The 21,861-nt window shown below is 72.1% G+C and carries 20 protein-coding genes; 10 read left to right on the top strand and 10 right to left on the bottom strand.

Going from position 1 to position 21,861, the window contains the following annotated elements:
• Positions 1–20: 20 nt before the first annotated feature.
• A complete protein-coding gene (locus tag ABZ027_RS34265; protein ID WP_356775324.1) occupies positions 21–1,613 on the bottom strand; it encodes a FadD3 family acyl-CoA ligase in 1,593 nt (530 codons plus the stop codon).
• Positions 1,614–1,722: 109 nt separating this feature from the next.
• Here ABZ027_RS34265 and ABZ027_RS34260 point away from each other — a divergent pair, with 109 nt between their 5' ends.
• From ABZ027_RS34260 to ABZ027_RS34245, 4 genes are read left to right on the top strand one after another with little or no spacing between them, the layout of a single operon-like run.
• Entirely contained in the window at positions 1,723–2,880 is a 1,158-nt protein-coding gene (locus ABZ027_RS34260; RefSeq protein ID WP_356775248.1) for a lipid-transfer protein, read from the top strand.
• A gap of 54 nt (positions 2,881–2,934) precedes the next feature.
• A complete protein-coding gene (locus ABZ027_RS34255; RefSeq protein ID WP_356775246.1) occupies positions 2,935–3,354 on the top strand; it encodes an OB-fold domain-containing protein in 420 nt (139 codons plus the stop codon).
• Positions 3,351–4,121 carry an enoyl-CoA hydratase/isomerase family protein gene (locus ABZ027_RS34250; RefSeq protein ID WP_356775244.1) on the top strand — a complete coding sequence of 257 codons (771 nt, stop codon included), beginning with the start codon at positions 3,351–3,353 and terminating at the stop codon, positions 4,119–4,121. Before ABZ027_RS34255 ends, ABZ027_RS34250 begins: the two co-directional genes overlap by 4 nt.
• Before the next feature lie 37 nt (positions 4,122–4,158).
• Positions 4,159–5,124 carry an alpha/beta hydrolase gene (locus tag ABZ027_RS34245; RefSeq protein WP_356775242.1) on the top strand — a complete coding sequence of 322 codons (966 nt, stop codon included), beginning with the start codon at positions 4,159–4,161 and terminating at the stop codon, positions 5,122–5,124.
• A 4-nt stretch (positions 5,125–5,128) separates the two neighbouring features.
• Here ABZ027_RS34245 and ABZ027_RS34240 read toward each other — a convergent pair whose 3' ends face one another.
• From ABZ027_RS34240 to ABZ027_RS34230, 3 genes are all read right to left on the bottom strand, one after another.
• Entirely contained in the window at positions 5,129–5,746 is a 618-nt protein-coding gene (locus ABZ027_RS34240) for a hypothetical protein (protein ID WP_356775240.1), read from the bottom strand.
• Between the two features lie 51 nt (positions 5,747–5,797).
• Entirely contained in the window at positions 5,798–8,191 is a 2,394-nt protein-coding gene (locus ABZ027_RS34235; protein WP_356775238.1) for a PQQ-binding-like beta-propeller repeat protein, read from the bottom strand.
• A 194-nt stretch (positions 8,192–8,385) separates the two neighbouring features.
• Complete coding sequence (locus ABZ027_RS34230; RefSeq protein ID WP_356775236.1) at positions 8,386–9,132, bottom strand: VOC family protein; 747 nt, start codon at positions 9,130–9,132, stop codon at positions 8,386–8,388.
• Between the two features lie 134 nt (positions 9,133–9,266).
• Here ABZ027_RS34230 and ABZ027_RS34225 point away from each other — a divergent pair, with 134 nt between their 5' ends.
• Positions 9,267–9,902 (top strand): TetR family transcriptional regulator, encoded by a 636-nt coding sequence (locus tag ABZ027_RS34225; protein ID WP_356775322.1) that lies wholly within the window; start codon positions 9,267–9,269, stop codon positions 9,900–9,902.
• 110 nt (positions 9,903–10,012) lie between these two features.
• Here ABZ027_RS34225 and ABZ027_RS34220 read toward each other — a convergent pair whose 3' ends face one another.
• Positions 10,013–10,492, bottom strand: coding sequence for a nitroreductase/quinone reductase family protein (locus ABZ027_RS34220; RefSeq protein WP_356775233.1), 480 nt, complete (start codon positions 10,490–10,492; stop codon positions 10,013–10,015).
• Complete coding sequence (locus ABZ027_RS34215; protein ID WP_356775231.1) at positions 10,489–11,694, bottom strand: acyl-CoA dehydrogenase family protein; 1,206 nt, start codon at positions 11,692–11,694, stop codon at positions 10,489–10,491. The genes ABZ027_RS34220 and ABZ027_RS34215 overlap by 4 nt, the downstream gene beginning before the upstream one ends.
• Before the next feature lie 154 nt (positions 11,695–11,848).
• On the opposite strand from ABZ027_RS34215, the gene ABZ027_RS34210 reads away from it, so the two are divergent.
• The 3 genes from ABZ027_RS34210 (at position 11,849) to ABZ027_RS34200 (ending at position 14,363) form a co-directional block, all read left to right on the top strand.
• Complete coding sequence (locus tag ABZ027_RS34210; RefSeq protein ID WP_356775229.1) at positions 11,849–13,018, top strand: acetyl-CoA acetyltransferase; 1,170 nt, start codon at positions 11,849–11,851, stop codon at positions 13,016–13,018.
• Positions 13,019–13,160: 142 nt separating this feature from the next.
• Positions 13,161–13,586 carry a pyridoxamine 5'-phosphate oxidase family protein gene (locus ABZ027_RS34205; protein ID WP_356775227.1) on the top strand — a complete coding sequence of 142 codons (426 nt, stop codon included), beginning with the start codon at positions 13,161–13,163 and terminating at the stop codon, positions 13,584–13,586.
• Between the two features lie 96 nt (positions 13,587–13,682).
• Positions 13,683–14,363, top strand: a complete 681-nt coding sequence (locus tag ABZ027_RS34200; protein WP_356775225.1) for a pyridoxal 5'-phosphate synthase — start codon at positions 13,683–13,685, stop codon at positions 14,361–14,363.
• An 18-nt stretch (positions 14,364–14,381) separates the two neighbouring features.
• Here the strand turns inward: ABZ027_RS34200 and ABZ027_RS34195 are convergent, their stop codons facing one another.
• The 4 genes from ABZ027_RS34195 to ABZ027_RS34180 all read right to left on the bottom strand — a co-directional run bounded on the left by ABZ027_RS34195 (position 14,382) and on the right by ABZ027_RS34180 (position 17,021).
• Positions 14,382–15,284: a GNAT family N-acetyltransferase gene (locus ABZ027_RS34195; protein WP_356775223.1), complete on the bottom strand. Its 903-nt coding sequence runs from the start codon at positions 15,282–15,284 to the stop codon at positions 14,382–14,384.
• 82 nt (positions 15,285–15,366) lie between these two features.
• Entirely contained in the window at positions 15,367–16,047 is a 681-nt protein-coding gene (locus ABZ027_RS34190) for a GNAT family N-acetyltransferase (RefSeq protein ID WP_356775221.1), read from the bottom strand.
• A gap of 24 nt (positions 16,048–16,071) precedes the next feature.
• Positions 16,072–16,515 carry a Zn-ribbon domain-containing OB-fold protein gene (locus ABZ027_RS34185; RefSeq protein WP_356775320.1) on the bottom strand — a complete coding sequence of 148 codons (444 nt, stop codon included), beginning with the start codon at positions 16,513–16,515 and terminating at the stop codon, positions 16,072–16,074.
• 56 nt (positions 16,516–16,571) lie between these two features.
• A complete protein-coding gene (locus ABZ027_RS34180) occupies positions 16,572–17,021 on the bottom strand; it encodes a DoxX family protein (protein ID WP_356775219.1) in 450 nt (149 codons plus the stop codon).
• A gap of 180 nt (positions 17,022–17,201) precedes the next feature.
• On the opposite strand from ABZ027_RS34180, the gene ABZ027_RS34175 reads away from it, so the two are divergent.
• Positions 17,202–18,830 carry a subtype B tannase gene (locus tag ABZ027_RS34175; RefSeq protein WP_356775217.1) on the top strand — a complete coding sequence of 543 codons (1,629 nt, stop codon included), beginning with the start codon at positions 17,202–17,204 and terminating at the stop codon, positions 18,828–18,830.
• 234 nt (positions 18,831–19,064) lie between these two features.
• A complete protein-coding gene (gene rph / locus ABZ027_RS34170) occupies positions 19,065–21,686 on the top strand; it encodes a rifamycin-inactivating phosphotransferase (RefSeq protein WP_356775215.1) in 2,622 nt (873 codons plus the stop codon).
• Positions 21,687–21,861 lie beyond the last annotated feature (175 nt).

Here is a 21,861-nt window from a genome sequence, read left to right as displayed (position 1 = left end):
GGCGTGGGGGCGCCTGCCGGTCAACCCGCCCGCCCCCGCAACGCTCCCTTCACCACCTTCCCGCCGGCGTTGCGAGGGAGCTCCGGCAGGAACTCGACCGTTCTGGGGACCTTGTAGTTCGCCATCTCGCGGCGGGCCCAGGCGATGAGGTCGTCGCCCGTCACCACCGACCCGGCCCGCCGCACCACGTACGCCCTGCCGACCTCACCCAGGCGGGCGTCCGGGACGCCGATCACCGCCACGTCGGCGACGTCCGGGTGCAGGCCGAGGAGTTGCTCTATCTCCGCCGGGTAGGCGTTGAAGCCGCCGACGATGAACATGTCCTTGATCCGGTCGGTGATACGCAGGTTGCCGGCGTCGTCCAGGACGCCCACGTCTCCGGTGCGCAGCCACCCGTCCTCGCCCAGCACCTCCGCGGTGGCCGGCTCGTCCCGGTAGTAGCCGCGCATCACGTTGAAGCCCCGGACCAGGACCTCGCCGGGCACACCGGCCGCGACCGCGGTGCCCTCGGCGTCCACCACCCGTACCTCGGTGCCCGGGATCGCCCGTCCGGAGGTGGACGCGATCACCGACGGGTCGTCGCCGCGGCGGCACATCGTGACGATGCCGCTCGCCTCGGACAGACCGTAGGCGGTCAGCACGGTGTCCACGCCCAGTTCGCCGCGCAGGCGTTCCACCAGCCGCAGCGGGACCACCGCGGCGCCGGTCACCACCAGCCGCAGCGCCGACAGGTCGTGCGCGTCACGGGCCGGATGGTCCAGCAGTGACTGGTGCAGGGTGGGCGGGCCCGGCAGCACCGACACCCGTTCCGCCGCGATGTTCGCCAGCGCGGTGTCCACGTTGAACACCGGCTGCGGGATCATCGTCGCGCCCCGCATCAGGCAGGCGATCACGCCCGCCTTGTAGCCGAAGGTGTGGAAGAAGGGGTTCACGATCAGGTAGCGGTCGCCGTGCCGCAGACCCGCCAGGTCGGTCCAGATCCGGTACGCCCGCAACGTCTGCGCGTGGGTGATGACAGCGCCCTTGGGGCGGCCCGTCGTCCCGGAGGTGAAGACCAGGTCGGAGGGCTGGTCACCGTGCACGGCCTCGGCGCGGGCCCGCACCCGCGCCGGTCCCACCTCGTCCCCGGCCGCCAGGAACTCCTTCCAGGTACGGAAGTCGGCCGGGGCGTCGTCGGACAGGACCACCACCTGCTCCAGCGCCGGCAGGCCGGGCAGCGGGCCGGAGCCCGCCCCCTCCCCCGCCGCCCGCCGCAGTGACGCCACGTACGACGTCCCGAGGAACGTGCCCGTCACGAACAGCAGCCGGGCCCCGCTCCTGGCCAGCACGTCCGCCGCCTCGGCCCCCTTGAAGCGGGTGTTCAGCGGCACCAGGACCGCGCCCGCCGACACCGCGCCCAGGGCCGAGACGATCCAGTCGAGCGAGTTGGGGGCCCAGATCCCGACCCGGTCGCCCGCCCGCAGCCCGTTCGCGACGCACGCCGCCGCCGCGCGTTCCACCCGGGCGCCCAGTTCGCCGTACGAGATCCGGGTACGGCCGTCCACCACCGCCTCGGTGTCCGGGTACCGCTCGGCCGCCGACCGGACCAGGCCCGGGATGCTGCCCCACTCCATGTCTCCGCGCACAACCAGCCTCCTGAACCCGGTAGCTGACTGCCCGTCAGATTAGCGGTAGCCTGACGGCCTGTCAGCTCGCCCGTCCGTCTGCGGAGGTGTGCGCACCATGACCGGAGGCCCAGGACTCAAGGACGCCACCGCCATCGTCGGCATCGGGCAGACGCCCTTCGCCAAGAACCTCCCCGAGGACGAGCGGACCCTCGCCTGCCGCGCGGTCCTCGCCGCCCTCGACGACGCCGGGATCGCCCCCGGCGAGGTCGACGCGCTCGCCTCCTACACCATGGAGGAGACCGACGAGGTAGAGCTGGCGAAGGCCGTCGGCTTCGGGGACCTGACCTTCTTCAGCAAGGTCGGGTACGGAGGCGGCGGTTCGTGCGCCACCGTCGCCCACCTCGCCTCGGCCATCGCCTCCGGGCAGGCCACCGTGGGGGTCGCGTGGCGGTCGAGGAAGCGCGGCAGCGGGCCGCGCCCCTGGACCAACACCGCCGTCCAGCTGCCCACCCCCGCCCAGTGGACCCGGCCCTTCGGCCTGCTGCGGCCCGTCGACGAGATAGCCGTGCTCGCCCGCCGCTACATGCACGAGTACGGCGTGAGTCGCGACCACCTCTTCAACGTCGCCCTCGCCTGCCGCAACCGCGCCAACCAGAACCCCGACGCGATGATGTACGAGCGCCCCCTGACCCGCGAGATGTACATGTCGTCCCGGTGGATCAGCGAGCCCCTGTGCCTGTTCGACAACTGCCTGGAGACGGACGGCGCGCTCGCGTGCGTGGTCGTCAGCAGCGAGCGTGCCCGGGACTGCCGCCGGAAACCCGTGTACGTCCACTCCGCCGCCCAGGGCCTGCCCGCCCAGCACCACGGCATGGTCAACTACTGGAACGACGACCCGCTGACCGGCCCGGCCTGGACCGCCGCCCGGCACCTGTGGAAACACGCCGACTTCACCCCGCAGGACGTGGACGTCGCCCAGATCTACGACGCGTTCACGCCCCTCATCCCCCTCTCCCTGGAGGGCTACGGGTTCTGCGGCCGCGGAGAGGGCGGGGCGTTCACCGAGCAGGGCGCCCTGGAGACCGGCGGACTGCTGCCCCTCAACACCGGCGGCGGCGGACTCAGCGAGGCCTACGTGCACGGCTTCAACCTCATCAACGAGGGCGTCAAGCAGCTGCGCGGGGCGAGCACCGCGCAGCTGCCCGGAGCCTCGACCTGCCTGGTCACCGCCGGTGAGGGCGTGCCCACCTCCGCCCTGCTCCTGAGGGCGTGACGACGTGCGGACCCCGGACCCCGGCCCCCCGGACCCTGAGGAGTTGACCCCGCCATGCTGACCCCCGTCACCGACACCGACGGCGCCCCCTTCTGGCAGTACGCCGCCCAGGGCGAGCTGCGCGTCCAGGCCTGCGCCGACTGTGGTGAGCTCCGCTTCCCGCCCCGGCCGTGCTGTCCGCACTGCCGGTCCTTCACGAGCGAGTGGCGCCCGATGTCCGGACGGGGCCGCGTCTGGTCGTACGCCGTTCCGCATCCGCCGCTCCTGCCGGAATACGCGGCGCGGGCGCCGTACAACGTCGTGGTCGTCGAACTCGCCGACGCGCCGCGCATCCGGCTGGTCGGGAACCTGGTCGGCGCGGCCGGGGATCCTCTCGACTCCGTCGATCCGCACGGCATCCGGATCGGCGCCCGGGTGCGGTTCGTCGTCGACCCGGCGACCGGGCTCCCCCAGTGGGTCCTGGAGCGGCCGTGACCGTGACCGTCAGCCCCGACCAGGACACCGGCGTCGCGGTCGTCACCCTCGACCGGCCCGAGCGACTCAACGCCATCGACCTCCGCACGGTCGAGGAACTCGAGGGCGTCTGGCGGGAGTTGAGGTTCGACGACGCGGTGCGGGCCGTCGTGCTCACGGGCCGCGGGGAGCGCGCGTTCTGCACCGGGATCGACCGGGACGCGGCCGTGCCGCAGCCGGGGTCCCCCTTCATGGCGGACGATCCGCTGCTGCGGATCGGGCCCAAGACGAACGACCTGTTCAAGCCCGTCGTCGCGGCCGTGCGGGGGATGGCCTGCGGCGGGGCCTTCTACCTTCTCGGCGAGTGCGACTTCCTCGTCGCGGACACCACGGCCACCTTCTTCGACCCGCACACCACCTACGGCATGGTCAGCGCGTACGAGGCGGTCCTGATGGCCCGGATGATGCCGCACGGGGAGGCCGCGCGCACCGCGCTCATGGGGACGGCCGAGCGGATGTCGGCGCGGCGCGCCCACGACATCGGGCTGGTCACCGAACTCACCGAGCCGGGCGACGCGTTGGCAGCCGCAACCGCCGCAGCCGCGGTCATCGCCGGGTACCCGGCCGAGGCCGTGCAGGGCACCGTGCGCGCCCTGTGGGCCGCCAAGGAGGGTGCCCTGGCACAGGGGTTCGCGCAGGCTCCGCATCTGGTGGCGCTCGGGAACCTGCCGGCCGAACGGCAGGCCGGGCTGTTCCGGGCCCGGCAACGGGAGTTCAGGTTGCGGTAGCAATATGCGTGTATCACGCAGGTGTACGCTCGCGGGCATGGTTGAGCACCGCATGATCGACGTGAACGGCATCCGTCTGCACTACGCGGAGGAGGGCACGGGACCGCTCGTCGTGCTGCTGCACGGCTTCCCCGAGTCCTGGCACTCCTGGCGCCACCAGTTCGGCCCGCTGGCCGCGGCCGGGTTCCGGGTGGTCGCACCGGACCAGCGCGGTTACGGCCGCAGCGATCACCCCGAGGACGTGGACGCGTACAGCATCCTCCACCTCGTCGGGGACGTGGTCGGGCTGATCCACGCGCTGGGCGAGGAACGGGCGTTCGTGGTGGGCCACGACTGGGGTGCGCCGGTGGCCTGGCACACCGCGCTGCTGCGGCCGGACGTGGTGCGCGGGGTGGCGGGGCTGAGCGTGCCGCCGCCGTTCCGTGGGGAGCGGCCGCCGCTGCGGGCCATGCAGGAACTGTTCGGCGGGCGGTTCTACTGGAACTACTTCAACCTGCCGGGCGTCGCCGACGCCGAGTTCGCCCTGGACACCCGCGCGACCCTGCGCCGGCTGCTGTTCTCCGCCTCCGGCGACGCCCCGAACGCCGGTGGCCACGAGGGTGCCCTGGTGGACCTGGAGCGGGGCTGGCTCGCGGACATGACCGACCCCGAGGTGCTGCCGGCCTGGCTCACCGAGAAGGACCTCGACGAGCTGACCGAGAGCTACGCGAAGGGCTTCACCGGCGCCCTGAACTGGTACCGCAACCTGGACCGCAACTGGGAACTGACCGCCGCCTGGCACGGCGCCGTCGTCACCCCGCCCGCGCTGTACATGTACGGCGACCGCGACCTGGTCCCCGCCTTCCCGGGCACCCCCGAACTGATCGACCGGCTCCCGGCGTTGATGCCCGACCTGCGCCGGGACCCGATCGTGCTGCCCGGCTGCGGCCACTGGACGCAGCAGGAGCGGCCGGACGAGGTGAACGAGGCACTGGTCGGCTTCCTCACCGAGCTGAGCGCCTGACCGCTCAGTTCGCGAGTTCGGCTTCCGGGTCGACCTGGCAGTGGTCGACCGACCCCAGCAACTGGTCCCCGAGCTTCACCTTGGTGTTCGCCCTGCCCTTCGCCGGCACGGTGACGGTGACGGAGATGTTCTTGAGGAGCTCCGTGCCCTCGGCGTCGTAGAAGGTGACCCAGGCCTGGAAGTCGGCCTCGCGCTTGTTCGGGTTGGTGATCTCGACCGTGGCGTACGGAGTGGTCGCGGTCGCACAGCTGACCAGCTTCGCCGTGCCGTCCTTCAGCGCCGTGCCGGAGCCGGTGCTGGAGGAGGTGGGCGTGGAGCGGTAGCCGGGGCGCCGGTTGTAACCGCTCCCGCTCCCGCTGCCGCCGCTGGTGCTGCTGCCGTAGCTGTCGCCGCTGGTGCTGCTGTCGTACGTGGAGTCGTCGTCGGAGCCGTACGAGCCCGACGAACCGCCCGACGTCGACGACGAGCTGCCGTGATTCTGGCTGGAGCTGCTGCAACCGCCGCCGTCACTGCCGCTGCTGCTGTGACCGCGGCCGTGACGGCCCGTCGAGAACCCCGTCAGTGCGAGTACGACCATGGCCAGAACGGCCGTGAACTTGAGTGTGCGCCCCCGTGAATGCATATGGTCACTCTAGCCACTCACACGATCACTCACGCAAACTTCGTGGAGCTCTCAGGCGGTCCTGGCCGTTCCGGTCCCCTTCTCCGCGTCCAGGGCGTACACGCACCGGTCCTTGCTGCACGCGTACACGACCCCGTCCTCGACCACCGGGGAGCCGGTGATCTCGCCGCCGGTCGCGAGTTTCCAGCGCAGGCGGCCGTCGTCGGCCTTGAGCGTGTACAGCAGGTGGTCGGTGGAGCCGAAGTGGATGCGGCCGTCCGCGACCACCGGGGCGCCCACGATGTCGCCGCCCGCCTGGAAGCGCCACTTCGGGGTGCCGGTGACGGCGTCCAGGGTATAGAGCCCCTTGCCGCTGCCCACGTGCACATGGCCCGCGGCCACCAGTACCGAGTCGACGGACGAGCGGGCCTCGGTGGCGATGCGCCAGCGGTCGCGGCCGTCAGTGGCGTCGAGGGCGTACACCGTGCCCAGGTAGTCGGTGAGGTAGATGCCGCCGCCGGTCACCGCCGGGCCCGGCACGAAGGTCGGCGGGCACAGGAAGACCGCCGGTGCCTCGAAGTGCCAGCGGACATGGCCGCTGCCCACGTCCAGCGCCAGCACCCGGGCCCCCGCGGACACGTACACATAGCCGTCGCCGGCCGGCGTCAGCCGCACCGGCACCCCGCCGCAGGTGGCCGTGTCGCCGATCGGGTACGACCAGCGCTCGTCGCCGGTGCGGGCGTCCAGGGCCCGCACCCGGGCGTCCTGCCAGACGTACACCGTGCCCTCGTGCAGCGTGGGGCCCGCCTCCGGGGACTCGAAGTCGGTCTGGCAGCCGGTGATCTCCCACAGCTTCTGTCCGCCCGAGGCCTCCCACGCCTGGACGCCGCCGCCTCGGGTGCCGGTGATCACGGTCCCCCGCTCGGCCTTCAGGGAGTACACCCAGGCGTCCGTGGACAGCCGCCACAGGTCGCCGCCCTCCCGGGCGTCCAGGGCGAACAGGGTGGGCCCGTCGGAGGCGTGGATACGGCCGTCGGCGACCGCCATCGACCAGGCCACGTCACGCGTCTTGAAGCGTCGGCGGCCGGTGGCCACGTCCAGGGCGTGCACCTCGAAGGAGGTGACGTAGACCAGGTCACCGGCGACCGAGGGGGTCCCCCAGACGTCGTTGGACATGCGGAAACGCCAGGGCCGCCAGCCGCTCGGGCTCTCCGGCGCGGGCGCCGGGACGGCGGGTACGGCGGGGCCCACGGCAGGCTCTGTGCCGTTGACGCCGGGGCGGGGCCTGGACCAGGAGGCGACCAGGCCGGCCTCCGGCGGAGGCGCCTTGACGGCGGCGGCGCGGGCGTCGGCGACCCGTGGGCCGGGCCCGATCGGCACCTGGGCGCCCGCCAGCCGGACCGGTCCGGTGTCGGGGCCGGCGACGGGACCGGGCGGCGCGGACAGCGGGGACGGCACCGGGCCGGGGCCGGGCGCCGGGACGACGGGGTCGTGGGACGGCGGGGGCGGCACGGGGGCGAGGCGGCCACCGCCGCTGCGAGCGCCGCCCTGCGCGGCCGGCACCACCGTACGGCCACCGCGCCGCGACTCGATCAGGCCGACCGCCCGCTCGGGCAGCCACGCCGAGGCCGTACCGCTGTCGTCGGAGCCGGAGCCGAAGAGGTGCGGGGCCAGCTGGGCCTGGAGGTCGGCGGGGTTGGGCCGGGCCGTGGCCTCCATCTGCATGCAGGACTCGATCAGGGGGCGCAGCTCGTCCGGGAGACCTTCGAGGTCCGGACCCTCACGGAGCAGCATGAAGACGGTCTCGACCGGGTTGGCGCCGTGGAAGGGCGGGTGTCCGGTGGCGGCGAAGACCAGCATGGAGCCGAGCGAGAAGACATCGCTCGCGCCGGTCACGCTGCGGGAGTCCTTCGCCTGCTCCGGGGACATGTAGGCGGGCGTGCCGACGGCGACGTTCGTCATCGTCAGACGTGTGTTCGATACGCCGGAGGCGATACCGAAGTCGATCACCCGGGGCCCGTCCTCGACGACGAGCACGTTGGAGGGCTTGAGGTCACGGTGGACCAGCCCGGCGCCGTGGATCGACTGCAACGCCTCCGCGACCCCCGCCGCGAGCCAGCGCACCGCCTGGGCCGGCATCGGCCCGCACTCGTTCACTATCTCTTCCAGCGAGGGCGCGGGAACGTACGCGGTGGCCAGCCAGGGCACGGCCGCACGAGGGTCGGCGTCGACCACGGCCGCCGTGTAGAAGCCGGAGACCGCGCGGGCCGCCTCCACCTCCCGGGTGAAGCGGACGCGGAAGAGCTGGTCCTCGGCGAGCTCCGTCCGGACCGTCTTGATCGCCACCCGCCGGCCGGACGCCGAGCGCGCGAGATAGACCAGCCCCATGCCGCCGGCACCCAGCCGTCCCAGCACCTCGAACGGCCCGATCCGCCGCGGATCGTGCTGCGTCAGCTGATCCACCACTTGCCTGCCACCTCCCCGTACGAGCCGCGTCACCCATGTACGCGGCCCCGTGCAGCGTCTCACCACCGCACCGCCATGGCGGCACGCACCCTGATTCTTCCTGGCCGGAGCGCTGCTGGCGAACCCGAGGACAAATGGGATGTCCCGCCTGAATATGGATGGTCCGTAGCCGCCCGTAGCCGCCCAGTACCCCCCTAGCGCTCCAGGACCGCGAAGGACGCTCCTTGATTGTCCGTGACGACGGCCACTTTTCCGTACGACGTCTCAAAGGGCGGAGCCTGGACCCGCCCGCCGAGCCGCTTCACCGCCTCGAGCACCTGTTCACAGTCCGCCACCGCGAAGTGGACGAGGAAGTGCGGCGGCATCTCGGACGCGAAGACGGCGGCGACCAGGGCCCGGCCGAAGTCGGGGTGGGCCTCCGGCCCGAAGAGGGCGTCCTGGAAGAGGCCGCCGTAGAAGGCGTCGGCGGACTCGGTGTCCCGGGCGTACAGCTCGGCCCAGGCGAAGGTGCCCGGCTCGTGGCGCCGGCCGAAGCCGGGGTGGGTGCCCGGCTGCCAGAGGCCGAACACGGCCCCCTCCGGGTCGGTGACCAGCGCCGCCGTGCCCAGCTCACCGACCGGGACGGGCGCGGTGACGACCTGCCCGCCGGCCGCCCAGACCCGGTCGGCGAGGCCCTCGATGTCCGGGGTGGCGAAGTACACCGTCCACACGCTCGGCAGGCGGCCGTCGGTCTTGCGGGCGAGCGCGGCGACGGGCGCGCCCCAGCTGCGGGCCCATACGGCGCCCCCGTACGCCTGCGGCGGGTCCTGAAAGGTCCATCCGAAGAGCTCCCCGTAGAACCGCTTGCCCGCCTCGACGTCCGGAAGCTGCGCGTCCACCCAGCAGGGGACGCCCTCGCCGTAGACGTCCTCTCCGTACCCCGATGCCCTGTTTTCGGCCATGTCGCCAAAGTAGCGGCGACTGCCGCACGCCGCAGACCAGGAACAGCTGCCTCCAGGCCCCCGCGCACCCCATTTGCAGTCGGCCGAATCGCGCTCCCATCACCCCTCGGTAAGCTGACGTCATGACAGGACAAGTGCGTACCGTCGACGGCCGGGTGGCCGGCCGGCGTGGGCAGGCGACCCGACAGAAGCTGCTCGACTGCCTCAGCGAGATGCTCAGCTCCTCCCCGTACCGGGACGTCAAAGTCATCGATGTCGCCCGGAAGGCGGGCACTTCGCCCGCGACCTTCTACCAGTACTTCCCGGACGTCGAGGGCGCCGTCCTGGAGATCGCGGAGCAAATGGCCGCCGAGGGCGCCGAGTTGACCGATCTGGTCGCCGGCCGCTCCTGGGTCGGCAAGGCCGGCTGGCAGACCGCGCAGGAACTCGTGGACGGGTTCCTGGATTTCTGGCGCCGCAACGACGCGATCCTCAGAGTCGTCGATCTCGGTGCCGCCGAGGGAGACAAACGGTTCTACAAACTCCGGATGAAGATCCTCAACTCGGTCAACAACTCCCTCTCGGACGCGGTCGCGGAACTGCAGTCCAAGGGCAGGGTCGACAAGGACGTGAACCCGGCGGCCGTCGCCGGTTCGCTCGTCGCGATGCTCGCGGCCGTCGCCTCGCACCAGAAGGGATTCCAGACCTGGGGAGTGAAGCAGGCCGAACTCAAGCCGAACCTGGCCCTGTTGGTGCACCTGGGTGTGACCGGCAGGAAGCCCACGAAGTAACCCCCGCCGACACCGACGACGTCAGCGGCGACGTCCTTGGTGCGGCCCCAAGTCCTGTCACGCGGGCGGCAGCTCACCCAGGTGGGCTGCCGCCCGTCGCGCTGCCCGGGTCATCCCCCGGTGACCCTCTCGACCCTGAAGAGCCGGATCTCCCGCTCCACCCGCTCCTGGTATGTGGCGTACGGCGGCCAGAAGGCCACCACCGCCTCCCACGCGGCCGTCCGCTCCCCGCCCTCAAGCAGCAGGGCCCGGACGGGAACGTCCCGCCCCTTCCAGCTGACCATGGCGTCGGGATGGGCGAGCAGGTTGGCCGTCCAGGCGGGATGGCCGGCGCGTCCGAAGTTGGAGCCGACCAGGATCCAGCTCGCCCCGTCCCGCTCCGGCATGCAGGCGAGCGGGGTCCGCCGGGCCAGCCCGGTCCGAGCTCCGGTCGAGGTCAGGACCACGCCCGGCAGCATCCGGGCGCTGAGCAGCACCCGGCCCCGGGTGAGCCGGTGCACGGCCCGGTCCAGGGCGGGCACCACATGGGGGGCCACCTTGGCGAATCCCGGCGTCGACGACACCTTCTGGATCATTCGGACACCGATCACACCCGTACCTCCCGTCCCGTGAAGAGCTGGGCCGCCTCGGCGGCATGCGCCCGCAGCCTGTGCGCCGGTCCGAACAGCAGCTCGTCGCCCGAGGCGCGCTTGAAGTACAGGTGCGCCTCGTGCTCCCAGGTGAAACCGATGCCGCCGTGCAGCTGGATCCCCTCGGCGGCGGCGCCGCGCAGTGCCTCCAGAGCCTGCCCGAGGGCCAGCCCCGCGACCCTCCGTTCCCCCTGGGCGGTGGCCCAGGCCGCGTAGTACGCCGCCGAGCGCGCCGCCTGCGTCTGGACGTACACGTCGGCGAGGCGGTGCTGCACCGCCTGGAAGGAGCCGACCGGCCGCCCGAACTGCTCGCGCTGCCGGACGTACTCCACGGTCCTCGACAGCATCTGATCGGCGGCCCCGACCGCCTCACAGGCGACCAGGGCAGCCACCGTGTCACCGGCCCGGGCGAGCGCGGCGGACACGTCCGCGCTCCCGTCGCTCCCGTCGCTCCCGTCGCCCAGCAGCTCGGCCCGGACATCGCGCAGTTGCAGCCGCGCCTGCGGCCGGGTCGCGTCCAGCGCGGTCTGCCGCACCCGTACCAGCCCGTCGGCGTCCCCGGACACCAGGAAGAGCAGGGTCCGCGACCGGGCGAAACCGCCGGCGTGGGCGGCGACCAGGAGCAGCCCCGCGTGGTGGCCGTCGAGGACCTGGTCGACCTGCCCGTACAGCCGCCACCCCGCGTCGGCCTGCCGGGCCTGCACCCCGCCCGCGCGTCCACCGCCGGCCCACCCGCCCCCGTTGTCGCCGGTCAGCGCGAGGGCGGTGGCGAGGCAGGTGCCGGGTACCGCGAGCGCGGCGGTGAGCGCGCCGGAGGCGATGCGTGGCAGCAGCGCGGTGCGCTGGGCCTCGGTGCCCAGGGCCAGCAGCAGGGGTACGGCGAGCCCGGCGGTGGCAAGCAGCGGGGAGGGGGCGAGGAAGCGGCCGGTCTCCTCGCAGGCGAGGGCGAGTTCGGTCACCGAGCAGCCGACGCCGCCGTAGGTGTCGGGGAGCGCGAGCCCGGGCAGGCCGAGCTGTTCGGCGAGGGCGGCCCACAGGGCGGGATCGTGTCCGGCCGGGGTGTCCACGGCGGCCCGCACCTCGGCCGGTCCGCAGCGGCCTTGCAGCAGTGCGCGCAGGGTGCGGCGGATCTGGTCCTGCTCGGCGGTGAAGTCGGTGTCCATGGGGGCCCTTCTCCATATCTGACGGTGCGTCATATTAGGGCGACGCGGACGGGATGCCCAGCCCCACGACACCTGCCGCCCCGCACCAGATCTGATGTACCGTCAGATTCATGCGAGCAGATTCATGCCGAGCAGATTCATGCCGAGCAGATTCATGACGCGTTCCCGGAAGGTCGCGATCGTCGGCGTCTCCCTCTCCGACTGCGGCCGCGTGGACGACGCGACCCCGTACGCCCTGCACGCCCAGGCCGCCCGCCGCGCCCTCGCCGACGCGGGACTGGACCGCTCGGTCGTCGACGGCTTCGCCTCGGCGGGCACTGGCGTCCTGGCCCCGGTCGAGGTCGCCGAGTACCTGGGCCTGCGTCCCACCTGGGTCGACTCCACCTCCGTCGGCGGCTCGACCTGGGAGGTGATGGCGGGCCACGCGGCGGACGCGATCGCCGCAGGCCACGCGAACGCGGTACTCCTTGCCTACGGTTCCACCGCACGCGCGGACATCCGGGCGGGCCGCCGGACCGGTGACCTCGCCTTCGGCGCGCGCGGCCCGCTCCAGTTCGAGGTGCCCTACGGCCACACGCTGATCGCCAAGTACGCGATGGCGGCCCGGCGCCACATGCTGGAACACGGCACCACCATCGAGCAGTTGGCGGAGGTCGCGGTACAGGCGCGGGCCAACGCCGCCCTGAACCCCGAGGCGATGTTCCGCGATCCGATCACGGTGGACGACGTCCTGTCCGGCCCGATGATCGCGGACCCCTTCACCAAGCTGCACTGCTGTCTGCGCTCCGACGGCGGGGCGGCGGTGCTGCTGGCGGCGGCGGAGTACGTGGCCGACTGCCGCACCGCGCCGGTGTGGGTCCTCGGCACCGGAGAGCACCTCTCACACTCCACGATGTCCGAGTGGCCCGACTTCACCGTGTCCCCGGCGGCGGTGAGCGGACGGCTCGCCTTCGAGCGGGCCGGGGTGCGGCCCGCGGAGATCGACTTCGCGGAGATCTACGACGCGTTCACGTACATGACCCTGGTGACCCTGGAGGACCTCGGCTTCTGCGCGAAGGGCGAGGGCGGGGCCTTCGTGGAGAAGGGCCGGCTGCGGGTCGAGGGCGGGGAGCTGCCGGTGAACACCGACGGCGGCGGACTGTCGTCCCAACACCCGGGGATGCGGGGGCTGTTCCTGCTGGTGGAGGCAGTGCGGCAGCTGCGGGGGGAGGGCGGTGACCGTCAAGTGCGTGGTGCGGGTGGGCGGTTGCCGCGGCTGGGGGTGGCTTCGGGAACGGGTGGCTGGTTCTGCTCGTCGGGGACGGTCGTGCTGGGGAGAGGCTGAGCGGCGCGGGAACAGGGGGCTCGGGGCCGGCGTTGTGGTGCGGCAGTCGGCGCGGCACCTTGTCCACCACAGGGTGACGCAGTTGTCGGCGCAGCTGCCGTCCATGCCGGTCCACGCCCGAACTCACGGAGGAGACCCACCCATGGCCCTGACCCGCGAAGAACGTGCAGAGTTCCTGGCCGAGCCGCACATCGCCGCACTCGCGATCGACGCCGGAGCGGGGCGCGCTCCGCTGACCGTGCCGATCTGGTACCAGTACGAGTCCGACGGCACGGTGTGGATCATGACGGGGCGGGAGTCCCGTAAGAACGAACTGATCAGCACGGCGGGCCGGTTCACCCTGATGGTCGACCGGCTGGAGCCCACCATCCGGTACGTCTCCGTCGAGGGGCCGGTCCTCGCCACAACCCCCGCCACCATCGAGCAGCTCCGGGAGATCTCCGCGCGCTACCTCCCGGCCGAGAAGGTGGACGGGTACGTGGACACCGCGTGGAAGGAGCACGGCGAGCAGGTCGTGATCCGGATGCGGCCCGAGCGCTGGGTGTCGTCGGACCTGGGGACGGTCTGAGCGCGAGGAGATTGAATGCGGGCGGCCTGCGTGCGGGCGGCCTGCGTGCGGTCTGACGCGGTGCGCGGGGCGCGGGGCGCGCGTGACAATCGGGGCATGAGAACGGATCTGCACGAGCTGCTGAGGTCACTGCGGGTGTGGGACCCGGAGGTCACCGCGCTGCCCTTCTTCGACCCGGGCACCACCCCCGACGACCCCCTCGACCTCTTCGCCGACTGGTTCGCGGAGGTGGTCGCGGCGGGCCAGACCGAGCCGCACACCATGTCCCTCGCGACGGCGGACGAGGAGGGCCGGCCGGACGTGCGGATCGTCATGCTGCACGGCGCCGACGCGGACGGCTGGTCCTTCGCGACCCACGCCACCAGCCGCAAGGGCGCCCAGCTGACGGCCCGCCCGCACGCCGCCCTCGCCTTCTACTGGCCGGTCCTGGGCCGTCAGGTGCGGGTCCGTGGGCCCGTCACCGCCGCCCCGTCGAAGGAGGGTCAGGCGGACCTGCACGCCCGCTCCACCGGCGCGCTGGCGGCCGCCCTGACCGGACGGCAGAGCGAGCCCCTGACGTCCCTCGACGAGCTGGCGCGCACCTCGCGGGACGCCTGGGAGCGGGCGCAGCGCGAGCCGGAGGCCCCGGTGACCTCGTGGACGCTGTACCGCCTCCGGCCCCGCGAGGTGGAGTTCTTCCAGGGGGACGAGCGACGGCAGCACGTACGGCTGGCGTACCGGCGGGAGCCGGGGCAGGACGGGGAGGGCGACTGGACCCGGCAACTGCTGTGGCCCTGAACGCGCCACTACCGGCGGCTACCGCACCGAGCCGCCCGCCACCGAGTCCCCCGCCGCCGACTCCCCCACCGCGACGTCGTACACCGCGAAGTCACTGACCGGCCGGTACCCGATCCGTTGGTACAGCGCGTTGCTGGTCGGGTTCGCCAGGTCGGTGAAGAGCAGCACCTCGTCCGCGCCCGCGTCCCGCGCCGCCCGGCTGACCTCGGCGGTGACGGCACCGGCGTATCCCTGGCCGCGCAGCTCGGCCGGGGTGTAGACGGGCGCGACCCGGACCTGACCGGCGATCCGCGGGGTCACCCCGGCCATGGCGACGGGGGTGCCGTCCGGGGTCTCCCAGAAGGTCGCGCCGCCGTAGGCGATGCGGGCGTCGGCCCAGGAACCCGCGTCGATGCCGGGCTCGCCCACGGCCTCCATGAACTCGTCGTACCACTTGGCGAGTTGGGGCTGGTCCGACGCGGTGGCGATGCGCGCCCGGCCCGCCGGAGCAGGCTCGGGAACGGTCAACGTGTCCAGGCGGTACAGCCGTTGGCGCTCACGGAGAGAGACGGTGGCGCCCGTACGGTCCTGCCAGGCCGTGGCGAAGGCGGCGGCGGTCTCACGCTCCCCACCGACGCCGGGGACCAGGTGCCCGAGTCCGGCCAGGTGGGCGGCGAGCGAGTCGGCCCCCTCGGTGGTCAGCGCGGTGACCTGGAGCGGGTACGGCGGGGTCTGGAGGTAGGCCGCCCGCACGACGCCGTCGCGCTCCAGGGTGCCGTAGACGGGAGGTTCGTCGCCGTACGCCCCGGGTCCACGTCTGCGCACCGCCTCGGTCACCGACAGCATGACGGTGTGCGCGGCGGGCCGGGAGCGCAGGAAGTCTCCGGCGCGGTCGAGGAAACGGTCGAGGTCTTCGGTGCGGTGCCAGTGTTCGGGGCGCATGCCCCATGGTCACGCGTCGGAGCCGGTAACGCCCGTGATTTTCCGCCGGGTTGCGTGTCCGCCTGGTTGGGTTTCTCCCCGCCTACGACGCCTCCGGCTCCGGCGCCACCTTCGGCATCGGGTCCGTCGCCAGGCGTGCGTGCAGGTGCATGTCCCGGAACGCGTCATGGCGGCCCGCCTCGAACATGGCGCCCCGCAGCGTCCCCTCGTACCGGAATCCGCACCGCTCGGCTATCCGGCAGGAGGCCTCGTGGCCGAGGGCGTGGTCGAGTTCGAGGCGGTGCAGGCCGAGCTCGGTGTGGGCCCAGCGGACGGCGAGGGCCAGGGCACGGGTGGCGACCCCACGGCCGCGTGCCTCGGGCAGCACCCAGTAGCCCACGCGGGCGTAGCGCAGGTCGGGGTGGATGGCGTTGACGCCGACGTGCCCGAGGGTGGTACCGGTGTCGGCGTCCGTCACGCGGTACGACGCCGAGGTGCCGTCCGCCGCCTGGGCGGCCTTGGAGCGCAGTGACCCGCGTGCGCTGTCGGCGTCGGTGATCGGCGTGATCGGCGTGTTCCAGCGCCGGAAGTCCGGATCGACGCAGCCGCGCAGCCAGTTGTCGACGTCGGCCTCGGAGTCCGGGTCCCAGGCGCGCAGACGCAGTCCGTGCCCGAGCAACTCGGGGAAGGGGAAAGGGATGCGGAGGGGGACGGAGAAGGGGGCGGGGCCAGAGGCGGGGTACGGGTGCGGGTGGGCGTTCTGTTGGTCGTCGAGGTGGGCCATGCAGGCCATTGAAGCCGGTCGGCGTCACCCACGCGGCCGGAATACCGGCACGACCGGCGTCCCGTCCTGGCAACCGACGCCCACCCCGTCCTGGAGAGCGGCCCGACCATGGACACCGGCCCCGTCCCTGAAGGCGACCTCCAGCTCCATCCCGGCCCGAAGGTCCCCGTGCGGGCACTCCACGACCTCCGTCATCATCCGCGGGCCCTCGGCGAGGTCGACGACGGCGGCGACGTACGGGGTGCGCCCGCCGAAGGGGGGCAGGTCGTTGCGGTGGACGACGGACCAGGTGTAGAGCGCGGCCCGGCCGCTCGCGGGCTCCCAGACGACGTCCTCGCTCCAGCAGTGCGGGCAGAACTCGCGCGGGTAGTGGTGGGCCCGGCCGCACGCCCCGCAGCGCCGCAGCAGCAGCCGGCCCTCCGCGGCCGCGTCCCAGTAGGCGCGGGTGAAGGCGTCCGGCTCGGGCATGTCGTACCGCTGACCGGCGGCGCTCCCGGGCGGGCCCTGACGCGGAACCGCGGCGCTCACTGGAACAACCCCAGGGCTGCGTCCAGGGACCAGTCCTGCCACGACATCCCGAACAGGCCGACCAGGGAGATGAGGGCCATCATCGAGTTCTGCCCCTGCTCGGCCCAGTCGTGGATCATGAGGGTGAAGTAGAGGACGTTGAGCAGCAGACCGCCGACCAGGGCGATCGGGGTCAGGAATCCGAGGATCAGCCCTAGTCCCAGGGCGAGTTCGGCGTAGGCGACGACGTACGCCATCGTCCTCGGGCGTGGGGTGACCACCACGCCGAAGCCGCTGCGCACCGCCGTCCACCGGTGCTTGGCGGCGATGTCGGCCGCCCAGGTGATCCCGCCGCCCTCGAACCAGGTGCTCTTGTCCTTGTGCCGCCAGCTCTCCAGCCACCACAGCCCGAGCCCTATGCGCAGGACGGCCAGCCACTGCGCCCCGGTGAGCCAGATCGTGTCCATGAATCTGACGGTACGTCAGATGCCTGGTTCCGGGAACCCCGTGCGCCCCGACGAGGAAACGCTGTGCGCCCGCCATGAAGCTGTGGGTCCGCCATGAATGCCCCAGGATTGTTGGCAATTTTGTTCGCACTCCGGCTACGTTCCTCACCACGCCAACCGAAACAGTGAGGGAGTCGCACCGTGAAGCACAGGTCAGTCACGCGCAGGTCGGTCGTCTTGGGCATCGGCGCCGGAGCCGGTGTCGCGGCGGTGGGCGGCATCGCGGTGAACGCGCGGGCCTCCGACGCGGCGTCGGGCACGTCGTCCACCTCGGACTCGCTGGTCTTCGACCCCGACGGCTACACGGAGCTGACGACGACCGTCACGGACACCGACGGCGACGACCACACCGTCAAGTACCACTTCTGGAAGGCGATCACCTACGTCGCCAAGCCGGTCGACGAGAAGTACCAGAGCCTGAACGTCAGCGTGCCGGTCGAGATCGACGGCGTGGCGGTGGACGCCTCCGACGCCCCGATCCTGCTCGCCAACACCGTCGGTGGATACATGCCGTCCACGGTCACCGAGGCCACCGGGATCGGCGCGTCCGGCGCCCCGGTCGGCGGGGGCGGCACGGGCGGGGTTCCCGGCGGCGGCTCCTCGACCGGCCCCGCGCCCAGCGCCTCCGCCCCGGGCGCCAACGGGAACACCAACGCCAACGGCGGCGCCATGAACACCAACCAGTACCTGGCCCTGGGCGCCGGGTACGTCGTCGTCGAGCCCGGCGCCCGCGGCCGTACGCTCAAGAACTCCGCCGGCGAGTACTACGGTGTGGCCCCCGCCGTGATCGTCGACCTCAAGGCCGCCGTGCGGTACATCCGCTTCAACAAGGGCCGTATCCCCGGCGACACCGACCGGATCGTCTCCGTGGGCACCAGCGCGGGCGGTGCGGTGTCCGCGCTGCTCGGCGCCTCAGGCGACAGCAAGCTCTACGACAGCCTCCTGAAGGAGATCGGCGCGGCCGACGCCTCGGACGCGATCTTCGCGACCGGCGCCTGGTGCCCGATCACCGACCTGGAGCACGCCGACAGCGCCTACGAGTGGAACTGGGGCGGCAACCCGCTGAAGACGGGCGAGAAGGTCGACCAGTCCGTCTCCAGGGAACTGGTCGCGCAGTTCGCCGAGTACCAGGCCGGTCTCAAGCTGAAGGGCCTGCGCGGCTTCGGTCCGCTGACCGCCCGCACCTACGACACGTACCTGGTCGAGCAGTACCTGCAGCCGTCCGCCACCCGGTACCTCGCGGCGCTGTCGGACACCGACCGGGAGACCTACCTCGCCGCCAACCCGTTCATCTCCTGGTCCGGCGGCAGGGCGACCTTCACGTGGGACGGCTTCCTCGCCCACGTCGGCGCCCGGAAGAAGGACGTTCCGTCATTCGACGCCTTCGACCTGTCGACCGGCGAGAACAACCTGTTCGGCGCGGGCACGACCGGGGCGCGGCACTTCACGGCGTACGGCGCCCGGAACGACACCACGGGCCTCGGCTCCAAGCGGGTCGCGAGCGACATCCCCGAGAAGCTCAACCTGATGAACCCGATGTTCCACCTGGCTCGCAAGAACCCGAACCGCTCCCGGCACTGGTGGATCCGCCTCGGCACGAAGGACTCCGACACCTCGCTGACGGTCTCCGCGAACCTGGCCGCAGCCGCGGCGGGCCTCGGCGACGACGTCAGCCACCACTACTACTGGGACGAGGGCCACGGCGCCAACACCGACCCGGGCGACTTCATCACCTGGATCGCCAAGGTCACCGGCCACAGGGCGAGGTGACGCCCCGGCAAGAGACAGCGCACGGACAAAGACAAAGGCAAGGAGATCTGCCTCTCCTTGCCTCTCTCAACGTATAGCGCACCGGGGGGCTTGCCACAAGACCCGGGTGGTGCCGCAGAATCGTCGGCCGAGGCCACAACCTGCGGAAATGGGGCACGACGTGCGCATGTTACCGACGCTGATCCGACCGGCCGTCGCGGTGCGGCGGGACACGACCGTCTCGGAGGTGTCGCGATGACCGAGCAGTACGTGGTGGATCTTCAAGCGGTCGACGAGACGCGGGTCGCGGTCGTCGGCGGCAAGGGCGCGCACCTGGGCGGGCTGTCGCGGATCGAAGGCGTCCGGGTGCCGGGTGGCTTCTGCGTGACGACTGACGCCTTCCGCCGGGTCATGGCGCAAGCACCCTCGATCGACGAGCTGATCGATCAGCTGTCGCGCGTGGACCCGGACGACCAGGAGGCGATCCGCACGCTCAGCGCGCGGATTCGCCGGACCATCGAAGACGTCGCCGTCCCGGACGATCTCGCGTCGGCGATCACCCAAGCGCTCGCCCGGTTCGGCGAGCAGGCCGCCTACGCGGTCCGCTCCAGCGCGACGGCGGAGGACCTGCCGACGGCCTCCTTCGCCGGCCAGCAGGACACGTACCTGAACGTCGTGGGTCCCACGGCGGTCCTCCAGCACGTCAGCCGGTGCTGGGCCTCGCTGTTCACCGAGCGGGCCGTGATCTACCGGAGGCGCAACGGCATCGACCACCGTACGGTCCACATGGCCGTGGTCGTGCAGCAGATGGCCTTCCCCGACGCGGCCGGCATCCTGTTCACGGCCGACCCCGTCACGGGCAACCGGAAGGTCGCCACCGTGGACGCCGGCTTCGGCCTCGGCGAGGCCCTGGTCTCCGGCGTGGTCAACCCGGACGTCTTCACGGTGCGGGACGGTGAGGTCGTCGCCAGGTCGATCGCCGCCAAACAGCGTGCCGTGCTCGCCTCGCCGACCGGCGGTACGCGGGAAGTGGCGATCGACTCGCGGCGGCAGGAGCAGCCGGCGCTGACGGATGCGCAGGTGGTGCGGCTGGTGCGGCTCGGGCGGCGGATCGAAACGCACTTCGGCCGTCCGCAGGACATCGAATGGTGCCTGGTCGACGATGACTTCCAGATCGTGCAGAGCCGGCCGATCACGACACTGTTCCCCGTCCCGGAGACCGGCGACGAGGAGAACCACGTCTATGTCTCCGTCGGTCATCAGCAGATGATGACCGACCCCATGAAGCCTCTGGGGCTGTCCATGTGGCAGCTGACGGCGATGGCGCCGATGCACGAGGCAGGCGGGCGGCTGTTCGTCGACGTCACCCGGCGCCTGGCCGCACCCGCGAGCCGCGCCGCTCTCCTGGACCTGGTGGGGAGGGGCGATCCGCTGGTCAGGGACGCGCTGGAGACCGTCCTCGACCACGACGGTTTCGTCCCGTCGCTCCCGGACGCGGCACCCCCGGACGCGGCTCCCGGCAGGCCGCCGACCGGTGGCGCGCCCGCCCCGATCGAGACCGATCCGGCCATCGTCACCGAACTGATCGAGCGCAGCAGGTCGTCCATCGCCGCCCTGGAGCGCGACATCGGCACGAAGAGCGGACCGGCGCTGTTCGACTTCCTGCTGGAGGCCTTCCAGGAGCACAAGCGCGTCCTCGGTGATCCGCTGAGCATGCAGGTGATCATGGCGGGGATGGAGGCCACCTGGTGGCTCAACGACACGCTGCGGGAGTGGCTGGGCGAGAAGAACGCCGCTGACACGCTGACGCTGTCCGCCCCGGACAACGTCACGTCGGAGATGGGCCTCGCGCTGCTCGACGTCGCGGACGTGATCCGCCCGCATCCGGAGGTGGTGACGTTCCTTCAGGACGTCGAGGACGCGGACGACGACACCTTCCTGGACGAGCTGACGAAGCGCGCGGGCGGGACCGAGGCGCGCGACGCGATCGAGGCCTACCTCGACCGGTACGGCATGCGCTGCGTCGCCGAGATCGACATCACCAGGCCCCGTTGGCGCGAGCGCCCCGCCACGCTCGTGCCGGTGATCCTCGACAACGTCAGGAACTTCGAACCGGGCGCCGCCGAGCGGCACTTCGAACAGGGGCTGCAGCGGGCGCGGCAGAAGGAACAGGATGTGCTGTCCCGCTTGCGGGACCTGCCGGACGGGGACCGGAAAGCCGACGAGGCCAAGCGGATGATCGACCGGGTCAGGACCTTCATCGGGTACCGGGAGTATCCGAAGTACGGCATCGTCAGCCGCTACTTCGTCTACAAGCGGGCCCTGCTCAAGGAGGCCGAGCGCCTCGTGCGGGCAGGTGTGCTTCCTGACCGGGAGGACGTCTACTACCTCACGTTCCAGGAATTCCACGACGCCGTGCGCTCGAACCAGGTGGACAACCTGCTCATCCAGCAGCGCAAGGACGCGTTCCGGTCGTACCAGGCGCTCACCCCGCCCCGGGTCCTCACGTCGGACGGCGAGGCCGTCTCCGGTGCGTACCGGCGCGACGACGCGCCGGCCGGGGCGCTGGTCGGCCTACCGGTCTCCGCCGGGACCATCGAGGGGAGGGCCCGCGTCATCCTCGACATGTCGGACGCCGTTCTCGAAGCGGGCGACATCCTGGTCACGACCTTCACGGACCCCAGCTGGTCGCCGCTGTTCGTCGGGATCGCGGGCCTGGTGACGGAGGTGGGCGGCCTGATGACCCATGGCGCGGTGATCGCCCGGGAGTACGGACTGCCGGCCGTCGTGGGCGTGGAGCAGGCCACCCGGCTGATCCGCGACGGTCAGCGGATCCGCGTGCACGGAACCGACGGCTACGTCGAGATCCTGCCTTGACCGGACCACCACCGCGAAGTCCCGCCTGTTTCGCGCCCAGGTGGGCGCCCACCTGGGCGCCCACCTGGGCGGTCCCAGTCCTAGGGCCTGTCGTTTGGATCACGCCGCAGACGCGGGGTCTGGCACGCACATCTGCCGCGTTGTCGTCGGTTGCCGACGCTCCGCGTCGACGCCC

This window comes from Streptomyces sp. NPDC006332, from assembly GCF_040612855.1.
Taxonomy (GTDB): Bacteria; Actinomycetota; Actinomycetes; order Streptomycetales; family Streptomycetaceae; genus Streptomyces.
Note: the sequence above shows the minus strand (reverse complement) of the source record. Positions and strands in the feature narration are given on the sequence as shown.

What these genes read in the sequence shown, in the direction of transcription:
- ABZ027_RS34185 (WP_356775320.1), bottom strand. Translation starts at nt 16,515, where the DNA reads ATGCCCGAGCCGGACGCCTTCACCCGCGCCTACTGGGACGCGGCCGCG.
- ABZ027_RS34245 (WP_356775242.1), top strand. Translation starts at nt 4,159, where the DNA reads ATGGTTGAGCACCGCATGATCGACGTGAACGGCATCCGTCTGCACTAC.
- ABZ027_RS34205 (WP_356775227.1), top strand. Translation starts at nt 13,161, where the DNA reads ATGGCCCTGACCCGCGAAGAACGTGCAGAGTTCCTGGCCGAGCCGCAC.
- ABZ027_RS34255 (WP_356775246.1), top strand. Translation starts at nt 2,935, where the DNA reads ATGCTGACCCCCGTCACCGACACCGACGGCGCCCCCTTCTGGCAGTAC.
- ABZ027_RS34230 (WP_356775236.1), bottom strand. Translation starts at nt 9,132, where the DNA reads ATGGCCGAAAACAGGGCATCGGGGTACGGAGAGGACGTCTACGGCGAG.
- ABZ027_RS34215 (WP_356775231.1), bottom strand. Translation starts at nt 11,694, where the DNA reads ATGGACACCGACTTCACCGCCGAGCAGGACCAGATCCGCCGCACCCTG.
- ABZ027_RS34265 (WP_356775324.1), bottom strand. Translation starts at nt 1,613, where the DNA reads ATGGAGTGGGGCAGCATCCCGGGCCTGGTCCGGTCGGCGGCCGAGCGG.
- ABZ027_RS34210 (WP_356775229.1), top strand. Translation starts at nt 11,849, where the DNA reads ATGACGCGTTCCCGGAAGGTCGCGATCGTCGGCGTCTCCCTCTCCGAC.
- ABZ027_RS34195 (WP_356775223.1), bottom strand. Translation starts at nt 15,284, where the DNA reads ATGCGCCCCGAACACTGGCACCGCACCGAAGACCTCGACCGTTTCCTC.
- ABZ027_RS34190 (WP_356775221.1), bottom strand. Translation starts at nt 16,047, where the DNA reads ATGGCCCACCTCGACGACCAACAGAACGCCCACCCGCACCCGTACCCC.
- ABZ027_RS34260 (WP_356775248.1), top strand. Translation starts at nt 1,723, where the DNA reads ATGACCGGAGGCCCAGGACTCAAGGACGCCACCGCCATCGTCGGCATC.
- ABZ027_RS34240 (WP_356775240.1), bottom strand. Translation starts at nt 5,746, where the DNA reads ATGCATTCACGGGGGCGCACACTCAAGTTCACGGCCGTTCTGGCCATG.
- rph (WP_356775215.1), top strand. Translation starts at nt 19,065, where the DNA reads ATGACCGAGCAGTACGTGGTGGATCTTCAAGCGGTCGACGAGACGCGG.
- ABZ027_RS34200 (WP_356775225.1), top strand. Translation starts at nt 13,683, where the DNA reads ATGAGAACGGATCTGCACGAGCTGCTGAGGTCACTGCGGGTGTGGGAC.
- ABZ027_RS34180 (WP_356775219.1), bottom strand. Translation starts at nt 17,021, where the DNA reads ATGGACACGATCTGGCTCACCGGGGCGCAGTGGCTGGCCGTCCTGCGC.